The sequence below is a fragment of the Gardnerella sp. DNF00476 genome (assembly GCF_049262735.1).
Taxonomy (GTDB): domain Bacteria; phylum Actinomycetota; class Actinomycetes; order Actinomycetales; family Bifidobacteriaceae; genus Bifidobacterium; species Bifidobacterium vaginale.
In genome coordinates this window covers 369,105-385,349 of sequence record NZ_CP058401.1, presented here as the reverse complement: position 1 = coordinate 385,349, position 16,245 = coordinate 369,105, and the positions used below count along the sequence as shown (strand labels likewise).

8 protein-coding genes and 1 tRNA gene are annotated in these 16,245 nt (G+C 43.1%); 6 read left to right on the top strand and 3 right to left on the bottom strand.

Annotated elements, in window-relative coordinates; translation table 11 throughout:
* Nucleotides 1–409 precede the first annotated feature (409 nt).
* Entirely contained in the window at nucleotides 410–4,957 is a 4,548-nt protein-coding gene (locus tag HXT25_RS01570; protein ID WP_422118609.1) for a hypothetical protein, read from the bottom strand.
* Between the two features lie 398 nt (nucleotides 4,958–5,355).
* On the opposite strand from HXT25_RS01570, the gene HXT25_RS01565 reads away from it, so the two are divergent.
* The 6 genes from HXT25_RS01565 (at nucleotide 5,356) to HXT25_RS01540 (ending at nucleotide 14,785) form a co-directional block, all read left to right on the top strand.
* Nucleotides 5,356–6,735: an MFS transporter gene (locus HXT25_RS01565; protein WP_004113044.1), complete on the top strand. Its 1,380-nt coding sequence runs from the start codon at nucleotides 5,356–5,358 to the stop codon at nucleotides 6,733–6,735.
* A gap of 271 nt (nucleotides 6,736–7,006) precedes the next feature.
* Nucleotides 7,007–7,150, top strand: coding sequence for a hypothetical protein (locus HXT25_RS01560; RefSeq protein WP_004113042.1), 144 nt, complete (start codon nucleotides 7,007–7,009; stop codon nucleotides 7,148–7,150).
* Between the two features lie 147 nt (nucleotides 7,151–7,297).
* Nucleotides 7,298–9,277, top strand: coding sequence for a ribonuclease J (locus HXT25_RS01555; protein ID WP_004114505.1), 1,980 nt, complete (start codon nucleotides 7,298–7,300; stop codon nucleotides 9,275–9,277).
* A 36-nt stretch (nucleotides 9,278–9,313) separates the two neighbouring features.
* Nucleotides 9,314–11,926 carry an aminopeptidase N gene (pepN, locus tag HXT25_RS01550; RefSeq protein WP_422118608.1) on the top strand — a complete coding sequence of 871 codons (2,613 nt, stop codon included), beginning with the start codon at nucleotides 9,314–9,316 and terminating at the stop codon, nucleotides 11,924–11,926.
* A gap of 133 nt (nucleotides 11,927–12,059) precedes the next feature.
* A complete protein-coding gene (locus tag HXT25_RS01545; protein ID WP_413428960.1) occupies nucleotides 12,060–13,640 on the top strand; it encodes an aminopeptidase P family protein in 1,581 nt (526 codons plus the stop codon).
* A 248-nt stretch (nucleotides 13,641–13,888) separates the two neighbouring features.
* Nucleotides 13,889–14,785, top strand: coding sequence for a carbohydrate kinase family protein (locus tag HXT25_RS01540; RefSeq protein WP_004114510.1), 897 nt, complete (start codon nucleotides 13,889–13,891; stop codon nucleotides 14,783–14,785).
* A gap of 106 nt (nucleotides 14,786–14,891) precedes the next feature.
* On the opposite strand, the gene HXT25_RS01535 is transcribed toward HXT25_RS01540, so the two are convergent.
* Both HXT25_RS01535 and HXT25_RS01530 read right to left on the bottom strand, forming a co-directional pair.
* Nucleotides 14,892–14,965 (bottom strand) — tRNA-Ile (locus HXT25_RS01535).
* A 145-nt stretch (nucleotides 14,966–15,110) separates the two neighbouring features.
* Nucleotides 15,111–15,809, bottom strand: a complete 699-nt coding sequence (locus HXT25_RS01530) for an ECF transporter S component (protein ID WP_004116727.1) — start codon at nucleotides 15,807–15,809, stop codon at nucleotides 15,111–15,113.
* Nucleotides 15,810–16,245 lie beyond the last annotated feature (436 nt).

The window sequence follows — 16,245 nt, the reverse complement described above, 5'->3', positions numbered from 1 at the left end:
TTGTTCGACACGCCGTAAATTAGGTACAATCGCACTACATGACTGAGTCAAGTGTGGTGGAGATTCGAGATACGCAAAAGTCCTAGCATGTAAGAGGGCTGGGTGATTCTTGGTCGAACAATATAAGAGCGGCAGCCGATACCAAACAATCCAATGAGCCACCACTACAAACAAACCTCAACCCAAAAACAAAATCAAAGACAAAACGGAACAACCGCAACAACAAACTACACGTAAGAGGCAGAGCGTTGTGAGACAAGAAACACCCAGCCCTCGCTTCAACAACAGATAAGGAGAATGTTCGAGCGATACGAGCCGATTTTTGTATATGACAGATACAAAAACCGCGGAAGACTAGTCAATTATAAGACCAGTTAACCGCGGTTTTATTTTTGTTTTTTAGTTTTGATTATGCGCGACGATGGCGAGCGAAGTAAGTGCCGCCTCCGATTGCTGCGATCCCTGCAACAACAGCCGCTAGAGCTGCAACAACCTTAAGTGTAGTGTTGTTGTATGCGCTTTGCGCGCCGTCTTGTGCGCCGCCAGAAGCTTGAGCGTTCTTAGACTCATCCTTGGATTCGCTAGATTCACTCTTGGAATCCTTATTGGATTCGCTCTTAGACTTGCTCTTTGCAGAATCCTTTGCATTATCATTATTGGACTCGCTATTAGCAGCAGAATCCTTAGCAGCATCTTGTGCTTTAGCAAGATCCTTAGCAAGATCCTTAGCAAGATCCTTAGCTGCAGCTTTAGCGCCAGATGCAAGAGCAGCTGCTATGCGGTTAGCGCTGCTTGCGCTAAGAGTGTTAGCGTGTGCTGCGCCTGCAACATTATTCGCTGCAACGCCATTAGCATTTTGAGCGTTTTGAGCGTTTTGAGCGTTTGCATCGTTAGCGCTTTGCGATTGTGCAGCTGGAATAGCAGCGTGGAATCCGAGTTGCTCATTTCCGAACAAGTTGTTTGCGTATCCTGCAAGATACTGGTTGTAGTAGTTTTCGAAGGATTCGCTAGAACTCGTGTTGTTGCTCGTACTGCTGCTAGTGTTATTTTGCGTTGCACTAGTTGAACCAGTATTTTGATTAGCATTGCCTGATTCAGTGTTTTGCTCTTGTGTTCCACTGCCAGTGTTGGTATTAGAACCACCTTCATTATGATGTTCCGGTACCACTGGTGGTGCAGGTACTACTGGTGGTGTAGGTGGTGTTGGTACTGGCACAGGAGCTGGTGGCACAGGAGCAGGTGGTTCTGGAGCTGGTTCTGGAACAGCCTTGGATAGGCTTTCTGCTGATTTTTGCAACGTGCTAGTAGCAGAACTCAAAGTAGTAGAGCAAGAGTTAAGGGTTGCTAGCATTGTTGTAAAGTTACCAGTTACAGCAGCAAAATTCGCCTGATATGTCACTCGAACTTGTTCAGGAAGAGCAGCTACGGCTGCTGCAAATTTAGTCTTATAAGACTCAACCTTTGTTTGAGCCTGTGTAACCTTAGTTTTAGCAGCTGCAAGAGCAGATTGAGCAGAAGCAACCTTAGCCTTAGCTTGCTTAACAGATTCTTTAGCAGCACTAATAGCAGCAATTGCTTTTTCAACATTTTGTTCAGCAGTCTTAACGGCTTCAGCTTTTTCTTTTGCTGTTTGTTTTGCATTCTTAAGCTCAGTTTCGGCGCTAGTTTGCTTTTGTGTTGCTGTGTCAAGATAGCCTTGAGCATCTGCTACCTTTGTTTTAGCAGCTTTAATCTCATTGTCGTGCTTTTGTATTGCTGCAGCAAATCCAGATATCTTTTCAGTTAACGCAGTAACCTTCTTATTTGCTGCCTCAAGAGCTTCAACAGCACTATCTTTAGCTTTGATTGCATCTTGAACAGCCTGCTGTGCTTGATCAACCTTCTGCTTAGCTTGTGTAACAGCCTGAGTTAACTCTCCATCAATCTTATTCTTTTGAAGTTGAGCATCATTTTTTGCTGCATCAGCAGCTGTCTTAGCTTGTTTAGCAGTCTGCTCCAGAGTTTTGGCTTTTTCTTTCAGCTGATCGAGCTCACCTTGAAGATTTTGAATCTGCTTATTGCGCTCTTCGCTAGTCTGCTGAGCTGCAGCCTGAGCCTGCTGCTCAGCTTCTTCATACTTCTGCTGCGCACTTGTAGCTTCAGTATTTAACCTATTAGCTGTTTCTTGAGCTTGTGTTAAAGCTTTATTTGCTTCTTGAACATCAGTTTTAGCCTTTTCAAACTCCGTATTTGCTTTTGCAACAGCAGTCTTAAGCTTTTCTACTTCAGATTTTTTGGAGTCAGCAGTGATTATTGAATTACTAATAGCAGTAATTTTAGATCCGATTTTTTGCACTTCAGATTTTGCTTGATCAAGAAGTTGATTAACGGTTTCTTGCGGAGCTTCCCACGTTACACCAGTTTGGCTATAGTACGCAACAAGTTCTTGAGCTTTCTTCTTAAGAACATCAAGTGCGTTCTTTTCCTGATCTTGCAAACCAACTTCAGGTTTAGCGGCATCTGCAGCGTCTAAGTTGTTAGCATCGCTCATGTTCAAGTCATAATGCAATTTACGAAGCTCATACTTTTTAACAAACAAATCGTAGTTTGCTTTATTTGCTTCAGCATTCAGCTTGTTTATAGCGTCATTCTCTTGCAACTCTGCCTTAGCGCTTTCACCAAGGCTACTCTCGTAATTAGCAAGAAGCTCTTTATATTTAGCAACGCTAATCGAAGATTCGTTGCTTCCGTGCCATACAGCTACATCTCCTACAACATCTTCTTTGCTAACTGTAGACTTTCCGTTTACTGTGGTTGTTGTTGTAACTTCTTGCAAGCTTAAGTCGCTTTCAGCGAATCCGCCAGCAGTAATATCTTTGCTAGCAAAATTCGTGTAATGACCCACAGATTCCAAGAAAATGCCCTTGAGTTTACTATTATCATCAGCAGACTCAAACAACTTAGTATCTGGATTCTGCCGCATGTATCGACCCAAATCATAACGATGTTCTTTAAGAACCTTTTTACCAGCATCAGAAATCTTATGAGTTACTTCACTACCTTTTTCGCCAGTTACAAACGTTCCTTCAACAGCCTTGTCGTAACGCTCTTTTTCAACCGTATACCAGCCGCTAAGAGCGTTATATTTTTCAGCATCTACAGAGCAAGACGTATTGCCATTTGCTGTTATATAGCAATTTCCATACTCCTGATTCTTATGATCCTTAGAGTCTCCGTCGTAATTGCCCCACGCAAGATTTTCTGTAGCATTGTACGGGTTAGTTTTCATCACTTCGCTACTCTTATAACCAGGGTGGTTTATTGCATGATCATGATTTGCGCCAGAATAGAAGGAGTTTACAATTGACTCAGCAATCAAGCTAAGACGCACGTTAACAGCGCCCAAAGTTGCACTGCCTTCAGTACTTGCGCTGTTTTTAGCGCTATCTTCTTGGCGTAACTTGTTGAGTGCCTCGTAGTAAGTTGCAGCTTCCTTCATGTTTTGCAATGAATCCGCGCCGCCAACTTTGCCGAGCTTTACAAGATCCTTATACCACATAGGAACTTCTATAACGTGGTCTAGAACGTTTTCTGTTTTGTCTCCGTTCTGGACTTGCTTCATGATTTCAACTCTTTCACCGTTCAAAATCTGCTTAGCGCGCTGAGCGTCTTCAAGAAGAGCTTTATCACCATTTGAGTTTTCAATCACATAATCCAAGAATCCTGCAAAGTTTGCTGTAGTTTTAGAAGTATCTTTCTTAGCAGCTTTATCTGCAGTATTCTTAGCGTCTTTCACAGCTTTTTCTGTATCGCTCAACTTCTTAGCGTCTGGGTTCTTTTCAAGCGCGTCTTCTGCTGAGTTGAGATTGTTTCCAGCGTTATCTAGATCTTTTTTCTTATTTTTAGCTTCTTTGTCTTTCTTATCCTCATCTGCCTTAGCATCTTTAGCTTTTTGTTCAGCTTCAGATGCTTCACGCTTAAGTCTTTCTACTTCTTCGTTAGTGGTAGTAGTCGGATTATTTAGAGCATCAATCTTATTTTGCTTTTCTTGCTGCTCTTTTTTGTTATTTTCAACAGCGAGATCTGCTTGTTCTTGTTTTGTTTTGGCTCTATCAGCTATATCATCTAAACGAGCTTGTTCCTTCTTTTCGTTTTCTAACTTTTCTTGTGCTTCCTTTAATTTTTTGTCGTAATCGTTTTTCTCGTCTTGCTTAGATTCTAAAGTTCCTTTTGCTTTTTCTAAATCTTTGGTTTTATCAGTAACATTATTTTCAGCAGCTTTCTTTTCTTCTTCAGCCGCAGTTTTTTCGTTCTCGGCTTTCTTCTTTGCTTCTTCAGCTGCAGTCTGCTTAGCTTGCTCGTCTTTTAAAGTCTTTTCTTTTGCAGCTACATCGCCTGCAGCTTCTTCAGCTACTTTCTCTTTGGCGTTAACTTCATTGTTAGCTGCGTTTAAATTGTTGTCAGCTTCGGTCTTTTCTTTATCTGCTTTATCTTTTGACTTGTTAGCAGCATTTAAACCATTCTGAGCTTCTTCGGCAGTGTTCTTGGCTTCAGTTGCCTTTTCGTTTGCTTGCTTAACTTCATTGTCTGCTGTAGTTACATCTTTTTGAGCGTCTTCACTCTTGGACTTTGCATCCTTTATAGCTTGTTCTGCAGCTTCATTTTTCTTTTCTTCTGGCTTCGTTCCCTCGCTATTTCCACCGACTTGCTGGCCTGCAGGAGTGCTGCCAGGTTGATTCTGCCCAGAAGCACCACCTTGATTTGTGTTTTCAGGATTTGTGCTTCCAGGTTGAGGATTTTCATTACCTGAATTGCCACTAGGATTTGCGTTACCACTTTGTGGAGCCTGTACAACAGGTTGTGGATTTGTGCCAGAATTTGGTGGAGTAACTGTTTCAGCGTTGGCAACACCTGCCATGCCGAATAATGCAAGAGAACTTGCGCCTAAAGATATTGCTACGGCAAGCTTAGCGTTCATAACTAACCTCTCCTCTTTCTAATGATTAAAATAGTAGACTCTGCTATTTAAACAAGATTTTGTGCGAGAATCGCAATTTTTGTTCGCTTCCATTGCGATCTTTTTTAAACCTTGCTTCATACGAAAACAGTATACAGCTCTACGGGGGGGGGTATCAAGTTTTCAATGCGATTTTATCAAATACCTATGGATTAACGTTCGAATCGACGATTTCGATCTGCATAATGCGCGAACGATTTTCCCGATTTTGTTTCCCCAATCGACCAAAAAGGGAACAAACACGGGAAAATCAAAACATCAATCTGCAAACTTTGACGCCATAATGTAGACTAGAAAGATACTCAAAAATCAATCATGTTAAGCACGTTAAACGCGTACAAATTTTAAGGGAAGTGAATATGTCATCGAAATCGGCGCAGCAAAAGTCTTCGCCTATGTCAAATTATGCAAGATTGTTCTCTTTTGAAGGAACGCGAGCATTTTGCATATCTGGAGCAATAGCAAGGCTGCCTATTTCGATGATGGGTTTAGGAATCGTTCTTGCACTAAACCACATTTACAACAATTGGACTATTGCAGGCACTATGAGTGCCGCATACGTGCTATCACAAGCAGCCGTAACGCCATTATATGCAAAGTTTTTTGATAGATTTGGTCAAAGAAAAGTTGGAACACTTGCTCTAAGCGCGCAAGTTGTAGCTATGCTATCTTTTGCTGTTGCAGCGCTAATACGTGTACCCTTGCCAATACTTTTTGTGCTTGCAATCTTAATGGGAGTTACGCAATTTGCGTTCGGCGCGCTTGTTAGAACGCGCTGGGCATACACACTTAAAAGTCAAAGCGACGATACGTTACTAAACGTTGCATATGCGCTTGAATCTGGAATTGACGAGATTGTGTTTATTTTCGGACCAATTCTTGCAGCATGGCTTGCCACTAGCGTTCACCCTGTATCTCAACTTTTTGTGCCGGTTTTAGCAAGTGGACTAGGTGGAGCGTGGTTCTTATCACTTAAAAACACACAGCCAGCGGTTATTAAAATCGTGCAAGTAGAAAGCGCGCCTAAATACGACGAAGACGTGCAAAATGCAATAAGCGAGCAAAGCGAAAACGTACAAAACACACATAAAAGCAACAACACTACAAAGCTTATAGACAGGCTTTCACTTAAACAACTCAAAAACAAAAATCGTAAGAAGAAGCCTAAAAACGTTCTTCTTTACCGCGGAATCATACCACTTGTTGTTATGTTCCTTGTTTTTAATATGAGTTTTAGCGCTTTTGACGTATCTGTTACTGCAGCAATGCGTGCGCAAGGATTAGACAAATTAATCGGCTTGCAACTTGCGCTGTTTGCATGCGGATCTTTAGTTGGAGCTGTTATTTTTGGTTCGCACAAATTCCGCGGATCTAATTGGTCTCATCTAATCGTGTTTTTAAGCCTTCTTACTATTGGCTTTATTCTTATGAACATTAACTTAGATAGACTTGTGCTTCTAAGCATTTTTGAGCTTTTAAGCGGACTATGTGTTTCTCCGATTTTTGCAACTGGAAATCTTATTGTTAAAGACACGATTCCTGAGCACTCGCTTACCGAAGGATTATCGTGGCTGCCAACGGCATCTGCAACTGGCGCTTCTCTTGGATCAATGGTCGCGGGCTTTGCGATTGACGCGTGGAGCTCGCACGGCGGAATGATGGTTCCATGGATTTCTACGCTTGTTGCAATTCCAATCGCGTCAATTGGGTGGATTATTGTAACACGCAAACAACACTGACGCTTTTCATACTAAAAGGGGTATATGCCACAGCCAAAAAACGTTACAAATGCCTCACCGATAATACAAATGTAACGAATCCGCATATCTCGCAACAGCAAACAGAGAATTACCCTTGCGCGCTACGCTCTAAGCGCGACAACCTGTCTGAGCGTTCAAAGCGTAGCACGAAGGCAATTCGGAGTATTATCTTTTGCAAAAAAGTATTGTAGAATTAGGAATAATAGGTTTTTATAACAAAACAATAAACAAGAATTTTAGAAGGTGTGTAATGTTTGGTTCAGATTTATTCGCAGCAGCAGGCTTTGCTGACATTCAATCAGGCTCCGCAATTTTAGGTTCAATGATTTTCGCAATCGTTGTAGTACTAATCGGCATCGGAATCAAGATTTGGAAAAAATACGGTAAGCATTAGAGTTTACGCTTTAACACACGTTTCAACACACGCTTTAACATTTTGACTTTAGCTTTAGCTTTATAGGTTATTTACGACAAATTCAAAGCGATTTGCTTCATATTTTTAAGTGTTAATCCGTTGAGGCGTAACGCTACAATGGATTAGATGAGTAAGACAACGATGCAATTGACGGATGAGATTCTTGCAGAAATTGTAGACTCTGTAAAAACCTCCCAACCTTCAAAAATAACGAATAAAAAGTCAAATAAAACTGTGAAAAAAGAAAAAACAACTAATACAAGTAAAAAAAGCAATAAAACAAGCGATAACAAGATTAACGATAACAATATCGAATCTTTGAAAGCAAGCAAAAAAATCAAAAATACGCAAAGTTCTAAAAGTTCTAAAATAGTTAAAAACGCGCTTCCACCAGTGGTAAACGATCAGCGCGATGGTGCGTTAATCGCTCCGCCAAAATATCGCAAGGGGTCAATGAGAATTGTTCCGCTTGGCGGATTGGGCGAAATCGGAAGAAATATGAACGTTATAGAATACAACGGTCATATCTTACTTATAGACTGCGGAGTGCTTTTCCCAGAAGAAGAGCAGCCAGGCGTAGACCTGATTTTGCCAGATTTTCACTACATTCAAAACAGGTTAGATAAAGTAGATGCTCTGGTACTTACGCACGGACATGAAGACCATATTGGTGGCGTGCCATATTTGCTAAAAATGCGTCCAGACATTCCTCTAATCGGATCTAAATTAACACTCGCTTTTGTTGAAGCAAAATGTGCAGAACACAGAATCAACCCAAAAATGATTCATGTAGAAGGCAGAGACAAGCTAAAAATAGGTCCTTTTAATTTGGAGTTTATTAGCGTAACACACTCCATTCCAGACGCTCTTGCAGTGTGTGTAAAAACGCCAGCAGGAACGCTTATTGATACGGGAGATATAAAGCTAGATCAGCTTCCACTAGACCATAGGCTTACTGATTTAGTTGAATTCGGAAAGCTTGGTGAACAGGGAATTGACTTATTAATGGCGGATTCCACAAATGCCGAGGTTCCAGGATTCGTTAAGCCAGAAACCACTATTGGACCAGCTTTGGATCGCGCGTTTGCGGAAGCCACTCGCAAAATAATCGTCGCAAGCTTCTCTAGCCATGTTCACCGCGTTCAGCAAGTCGTAGACGCTGCACACAAGTATGGTCGAAAAGTTGTGTTCGTTGGGCGCTCAATGGTTAGAAATATGTCTATTGCGGCAGATCTCGGCTACTTGCATATTCCAGAAAATACTGTTGTAGATTTAAAGCAAGCAAAAGATATTCAAGACGACAAGCTTGTGTATATGTGCACAGGATCTCAAGGCGAACCAATGGCAGCTCTTGGGCGAATCGCAGACGGAATACACAAAGATATTACAGTTAATGAGCTTGATACTGTAATTCTTGCAAGCTCACTAATCCCAGGAAACGAGCATGAAGTTTACAAAGTAATCAACAAGCTTGTACAAATGGGCGCTCGCGTAATCAATAAAGATAATGCTGCGATTCATGTTTCTGGTCATTGCAATGAGGGTGAGTTGCTCTACTTGTACAACATTGTTAAGCCAAAATGCGCTATGCCAATTCACGGCGAACACAGGCATCTTGTGGCAAACGGTTCGATTGCTGTTAAAACAGGCGTGGATCCTAAAAATGTTGTTTTGGCAGAAGATGGAGATGTTGTGGACTTGTACCACGGAAACGCCGCCGTTGTTGGATCTGTGCCATGCGGATACGTGTATGTTGATGGCGATTCCGTTGGCGAGCTTACAGACGAAGAGCTGGAAAAGCGCAGAATTCTTGGCACAGAAGGATTTGTGTCTAGCTTTATAGTGGTAAATACAGATAGCGCAGATGTTGTAGCAGGTCCAAAGATTTACTTGAATGCTGTTGCAGAAGACGAGTCTGATTTTGAAAAAGTTCGATCTCAAATTGTTTTCCAGCTTCAAGATGCCATGATGCACGGCGAGAAAGACACGTATAAGCTTCAGCAGATTATGCGAAGAACGCTTGGAAGTTGGATTGCGCGTGCGTTGCGTAGGAAGCCAATGATTGTGCCAGTAGTAGCAAATATTTCAGAAAATAATCAAGAATAAGGAAAATATAAAGGAAATATAAAAAGGAAGGTAAATATGCCAGGAGCAAATCTGACTCGCGTAGAAGCGGCGGAACGTTTTAGCGCAATTCAAATGCCAATTCACTACGATGTTGCGCTCGATTTAGGCAAAGGGGGACGCGATTTTAAGTCGCACACAAAGATTGAGTTTGATGCTAAAGCTGGTGGAACAAGCTTCCTCGATTTGATTGCAAACAGCGTTGAATCCGTTGTGCTTAATGGCGCATCTCTTGATGTTTCTAAGGTTTTTGCAGATAGTCGAATTGAGCTCGCAAATCTGCTTGAGCATAATACCGTAGAAGTTGTAGCAAACTGCCAATATTCCAACACGGGCGAAGGTTTGCACAGAAGCGTTGACCCTTCCGATGGCAACGTGTATTTGTACACTCAGTTCGAGGTGCCGGATGCTCGCCGCGTTTATGCTGTGTTTGATCAGCCAGATTTGAAGGCGGTTTTTGATTTTAGCGTGGATGCTCCAGAAAGCTGGATTGTGACTTCCAATATGCCAGTTAAGAGCGAAACAGCGCTGGAAGGCCGCGAAACTGAAGCAGGCACTTTGGAAAATGGCGCTGTAGAAGGAATGAAGCGCTGGGTGTTTGAGTCAACTCCAAAAATGAGCTCCTACTTAACTGCGATTTGCGCAGGACCTTACGCCGAATGGCATACGACTTACAACAACGAAGACGGTCGCGTAGTGCCAATGGCAATGTACTGCCGTCAGGCACTTAAAGACGCTTTTGCAAAAGACGTTGACTACTTGTTCGATATTACGAAGAAAGGTTTTGCTTTCTACGCTAAGACTTGGGGAGTGCCATACCCGTACGCAAAGTACGATCAGATTTACGTGCCAGAATATAACGCTGGAGCTATGGAAAACATTGGTATGGTTACAATTCGCGACCAATACGTGTTTGAATCCAAGGTCACGGACGCATATGCTGAGCGTCGTGTTGTAACAGTTTTGCACGAGCTTGCACACATGTGGTTCGGCGATTACGTAACTATGAAGTGGTGGAATGATTTGTGGCTTAACGAGTCTTTTGCAGAATTCACTTCTACGCTTGCAACTGCTGAAGCAACAGAATGGCATGACGCTTGGAGCACTTTCAATTCTGGCGAAAAAAGCTGGGCGCTTAATCAAGATCAGCTTCCAACAACCCACCCAATCGTGGCTCCAATCAACGATTTGAACGACACTTCCGTTAACTTCGACGGCATCACTTACGCAAAGGGAGCTTCCGTATTAAAGCAACTCGTAGCGTACGTTGGTCGCGAAAAGTTCTTTGAAGGAATCCACAATTACTTGAGCAAGCATGCATACAGCAACGCAACTTTGGCTGATTTGTTGCACGAGTTGGAGCTTACAAGCGGACGCGATCTTAAGGCTTGGAGTGCTCAGTGGCTTGAAAAAGCTGGAATTAACACGATTTCTACCGAAGTTGAAGAAGCAGCTGACGGCACTATTGCTTCCTTGCGTTTGCGTCAGAGCGCGCCAGCTGAGCATCCTGTTCTTCGCGCACACCGTTTGGCTGTTGGATTCTACAATGTAGATGAAGTAACTGGCGAAATTAAGCGCACAAAGCGAATCGAACTAGATGTTGACGGCGAAGTGACGGAAGTGGCGGAAGCGCGCGGCGAAAAAATGCCTGCGCTTATTCTCGTGAACGACGACGATTTAACGTACACAAAGTTGCGTTTTGACGCAAAGTCGCTTGAGTTTGCTGCAGAAAACTTGTATCGTTTCAAGGATTCTTTGACTCGCTCGCTTATTTGGCTCGCATTGTGGGATATGACTCGCGACGCAGAATTCCCAGCAGAACGCTTCGTGGAACTCAGCCTTAAAGCCTTGGCAACTGAGCGCGAATCAACTACTTTCCGCTATGCTCTTGGTCAAGTAAAGGTAACTGCAAGCCACTACGTGGTGCCTGAGCGTCAAGCAGAAGTCGCAAAGCATGTAGCTCACGAACTTTGGCAGTTGGCTTTGGCAGCTTCTGCAGGTTCTGACGAGCAATTCCAGTTGCTCAAGGCTTATCTTGGATACGGCGAAGTTGGAGATGCTGAGTTTGTGCGCGTAGCTAACGGATTACTTGACGGTTCCGTGCGCTTAGAAGGCTTGGAAATCGACAACGACTTGCGCTGGAGCATTCTTATTGCGCTCGCAGGCGTGAACGCTTTGGACGAAGCTGGAATTGACGCGGAACTTAAAAAGCGCGATACTACTGAGAATCGCGAATACGCTTACCAAGCTCGTGCGGCTCGATCAACTGCAGAAGCTAAGGATTGGGCTTTTGAACAGGCTTTGCGTAATCTCAATTTGACTAATATGCAAATGGGTGCTGTGGTTGTTGGCTTTGCAAGCACAGCTAAAGGCGATTTGGTTAAGCCTTATGTTGAGCGCTACTTTGCTGAAGTTGAGTGGATTTGGAAGAATCGCACATTCCATATGGCGGAAACTTTGATTGAAGGCTTGTATCCAAATTATGCGGATGTAGACGAATTAGTTGAGCGCGGACAGCGCTGGCTTGATGAGCATAAGGATGCGGATCAAGCTTTGCGTCGTATGGTGCTCGGCAAGCTTGATTCTTCTCGCCGTACGCTTAAGGTGCAGCATTACAACGCTTCGCTTTAGTATTTTGCAAGTTAATGGCTATTTTCAATGTACATTCCTAATAAGAAAATAGGGAAATGTAGATTGAATCTAAGTTTATTAAAGATTAGGTTGATTAAAGATTAATTCAAGGAGTCGCAAGATGGCAGAAGATATGCATCAATCAACGCCAACAATACATGGTGAGCAACTAAACGCGGATGGTACGCAGAAAGCGCAAGACCGCGTAAACAATCGATCTTTGCGCCCAAACAGCGATTCCTTTAAAGAGTTTATGACTAGTGGCTGGGATAACCAGGAGCCACAAATCGAACCGCTTGAGTCCTCAAAGTACACGCCAGCACGCTTAGAAGCGCTTGGTAAGAGGTTCCCAGGCGAGCGCCTTGTTATCCCAGCAGGTCAGCCAAAAGTACGCAATAACGATTGCGACTACGCTTTTAGACCAGACACAACTTTCGCATACTACACTGGCTTGGGTCAGGATTACGAAGCTGGCGCTGTTCTTGTACTTGAGCCGGTGCAAGCAGGCAGTAACGAGGAAGCGGCTGGCGAAACTCACGTTCCGCAGCTTTTTGTGGCTCCTCGCGCAGACAATAGCACTGATGCGTTCTACAAAGACCCGCACTACGGTGAATACTGGGTTGGTCCTCGCGCAGGACTCAAAGAGTTGAAAGCCATGACAGGCATTGAAACGCGTGATATTGCGGAGCTTGACGACGCAATCGCAAAAAATGTTAGCGACGATAATAGCTCTGCCGAAAGCGTGCGTGTGCGAATTGTGCGAGAAGCGGACTCCGATTTAACAGCACGTGTAGATGAGTTAAGAGAAGCGAGCGGATTTAGCGACGAAGATGCAAATATTGCTGCAGACGATAAATTGCACGAAGTAGCAGCCGAAGCTCGTATGCTCAAAGATGCTTACGAGATTGGTGAAATGCGCAAAGCTGTTGCTGCTACAAAGTTAGGCTTTGATCGCATGCTTACGCGTTTACCTCAAGCTTTAGGCAAAGAGCATTCTGAGCGCATGATTGAAGGCGCTTTTAACTCCGTTGCTCGAGAAGTTGGAAACGAGGTTGGCTACGATACGATTGTTGCTTCTGGAAAGCACGCTCCAATTTTGCATTGGATGCGCAACACGGGCGTGGTTTCTAGCGGGGATCTTCTTTTGATTGATGCAGGCGTAGAAGTCAACAGCCTTTACACGGCAGACATTACGCGAACTTTCCCAACAAACGGCAAGTTTACAGATTTGCAAAAGAAGCTTTACCAATGCGTTCTAGACGCTCAGCAAGCTGGTTTTGAAGCGGCTAAGCCAGGCGCAACTTACAGCGATATTCACCACGCTTGCATGCGCGTGCTTGCGGAGCATTTGCACGAGTGGGGTATTCTAAAGGTTAGCGTTGAAGAATCGCTTTCGCCGCAAGGTCAGCAGCATCGTCGTTGGCATGCGTGTGGTGTTGCTCACCATTTGGGTCTAGATGTTCACGATTGCGCTCAAGCTCGCTACGAGGCGTATCAGGGTGCGAAGATTACTCCAGGAATGATTTTCACAATCGAGCCTGGCTTGTACTTTGCTGCCAATGATCTTATGCTTCCGCCAGAAATGCGCGGAATTGGAATCCGCATTGAAGATGATGTTTTGATGACGGAGAATGGCCCTGAATGGCTTTCTATCGATATTCCTAAGCAGATTGATGATGTAGAGGCTTGGATGGCTCAGTGCGCGTCAAAGTAACGTGCGGCAGAGCAACTTTTTTCGATGAGATTAGTGCCACTTTTCTTATATTTCGGCGGAAAAGTGGCAACTAACCGTTGAGTTGTAAAGTTCAAAATCCTAAAGACCCAATTTATCTAATCTTAACGCAATAATGTTGTTATATCGCTTTGTTATAACAGCATTATTTTATTATCGGCGTGCTGCGGGTAAAAATGTTGAATCAACAAGTTGTAGCCAAAATCATTGATGCTCTTGAAAGGAATATAATGACTAAGCCAATCGTTCTTTCGCTTGGAGAACTACTGTGGGATTTGCTCCCACAAGGAAAACGAGTTGGAGGTGCTCCAGCCAACTTTGCGTATCACGCGCAATGCAATGGAGCAGAAAGCTATGTTATTAGTGCGGTTGGAGAAGATTCTCTCGGTGATGAACTTGTTGAAGAAGTTAAAAAAGCAGGGATCAAGCACGTTATTCAGCGCAATGCTTGGCCAACTAGCACAGTAGATGTGGAACTTAAAAATGGCATTCCAGAATACACGATTGTGCGAAACATTGCGTGGGACCATATTGTTTATACGCGAGAACTTGTAGATCTTGTTAGCAAAGCAGACGCGATTTGCTTTGGTACTCTTAGCTTAAGATCGCAAGAAACGCACGACACTGTTTTGGAGCTTTTAAAGCACACTAAGCCAAACGCCATGAAGTTCTTTGACATTAACATTCGTAGCGATCATTATTCAAAAGATTTAATTGATGCTCTGCTCAAAGAGGCTACTGTTTTTAAGCTTAACGATTCTGAGCTGCTTCTTCTTAGAGACATGTTCAATATTCGCGAAACTTCAGACAATGAGGCTTGCAAATGGTTCCAGGCGCGCTACGGCTTGGATTATGTGATTTTGACTGGCGGATCTACTTTTAGCACAATCTTTACTAAGACGGGAGAAAGCTCCACATATCCGACCCCTCATGTGGAAGTTAATGACACAGTTGGTGCTGGCGATTCGTTCTCTGGTACTTTTACTGCAAGGATTTTGGCTGGCGATTCGCTTAAAGACGCGCATCGTGCTGCAATCAACACTGCTGCGTACGTTTGCACTCAAGCAGGAGCCTGGCCAGAGTACCCGAGCGAAATCCCAGACTATCTTTCTAAAGCAGGACTGTAGTCTGTAAGAATATAAACAAAAAGCTTCAACTTGTAAGATGAATTAGGTAATTCCTAGAATCAAACGAGTTGAAGCTTTTTTATACGCCATTAAGGCGATTATCTAGTGGGGCCTCAGGGGCTTGAACCCTGGACCGGCGGATTATGAGTCCGCTGCTCTAACCGACTGAGCTAAAGCCCCACGCTAACAAAGTCAGCAACGACTAGATTAGCACACACCCATAAACGTTTAACACGCTATGCAACACTATTCATATACAATTCGTATTGCTATGCATACTTATGTGCTCTGCTAGTCTAGTCGCCAGCTGTTTTAGCTCGAATAATTATGCTACTGTAGCTTGTCCTCTTCCAGAAGCGAAATTACTCAAAGCTCCAGTTTTACGAACTGCAACGAACAAAATCCAAGGAATAATTCCAGCAATCACAATACCGCTTATAAACTCACAAATCATGTGAATTGTTAGATAATTTACAGACTTACCTTGGTAGATTACGAACATCAAATAAATACCATATTCAATAGCTGTAAGACCACCAGCAATAACGCTTAAGGTAAGGTTATACTTCTTATATTTGGCAATCGCAAAAGGAATTTCGCTAAACACAGCTTGTAAAGCGGCAGAAGCAAGAACCATGAATGCGGAGAATTGTTGACCAAGAATATTTTCGAATACAGCACCAAGAACATTAACATAAATCGCAGCACCAGGCTTACGAATTAAAAGAAGAGCAAGAGGACCAGACATGTACCAAACGCCATGCAAAATGCTGCCAAATCCAGGCAAAACCGTTCGCAAAATAGGTGAAATCTGGGAGAAGAACACAATAGTAAAGCCCCAGTAGATTACACCAAACAAAGCAGCTAAAGCAGCTCCAAGTGATATATCTGCCACTCGCCAGCGAAGACTGCTAATTATTGTAGGCGTAACTTCTTCTTGATTCTGAGCCTTGTCTGTTATAGGCGTGCTGGATTGCGTGTAATTTGATTCATTATTTGATTCATTATTGAAAATATCACTCATAAGAGTCCCTTAACTACTAGATGCTGCGTATTGTAATTTCTTTAAAATCGTCTCTTGACCTACGCAGCCTGGGCGGAAACGACATCGAGTACTCTACCATTTAGTTTCCACTAACACGCCTTTTTGAATAATTTTTTGTATGATTTGTAACATTTTTTACTATTGCAGAAATTTATAACGCGTTATAAAGTCGCTTGCGCGACGCCAAGCAAGGAATATCGCTCGCGTTGCAAATGTCTCGTGAGCGAGACAAATCTAACGAATTTGAGCCAAAAAACGTTACAAATGTCTCATCAATGATGCAAATATAACAAAAAACAGCCAAAAACTGTTACATATGTCTCGTGAGTGAGACAAATCTAACGAATCTGTAGTGCACTTCTACTTCGACACGCCGATACGCACTAACAAAAACACTACAGTTACTAATCTAGAT

Bases quoted from the DNA above. Each gene is read 5' to 3' on its own strand.
- HXT25_RS01570 (WP_422118609.1), bottom strand. From the start codon at position 4,957: ATGAACGCTAAGCTTGCCGTAGCAATATCTTTAGGCGCAAGTTCTCTT.
- HXT25_RS01565 (WP_004113044.1), top strand. From the start codon at position 5,356: ATGTCATCGAAATCGGCGCAGCAAAAGTCTTCGCCTATGTCAAATTAT.
- HXT25_RS01560 (WP_004113042.1), top strand. From the start codon at position 7,007: ATGTTTGGTTCAGATTTATTCGCAGCAGCAGGCTTTGCTGACATTCAA.
- HXT25_RS01555 (WP_004114505.1), top strand. From the start codon at position 7,298: ATGAGTAAGACAACGATGCAATTGACGGATGAGATTCTTGCAGAAATT.
- pepN (WP_422118608.1), top strand. From the start codon at position 9,314: ATGCCAGGAGCAAATCTGACTCGCGTAGAAGCGGCGGAACGTTTTAGC.
- HXT25_RS01545 (WP_413428960.1), top strand. From the start codon at position 12,060: ATGCATCAATCAACGCCAACAATACATGGTGAGCAACTAAACGCGGAT.
- HXT25_RS01540 (WP_004114510.1), top strand. From the start codon at position 13,889: ATGACTAAGCCAATCGTTCTTTCGCTTGGAGAACTACTGTGGGATTTG.
- HXT25_RS01530 (WP_004116727.1), bottom strand. From the start codon at position 15,809: ATGAGTGATATTTTCAATAATGAATCAAATAATGAATCAAATTACACG.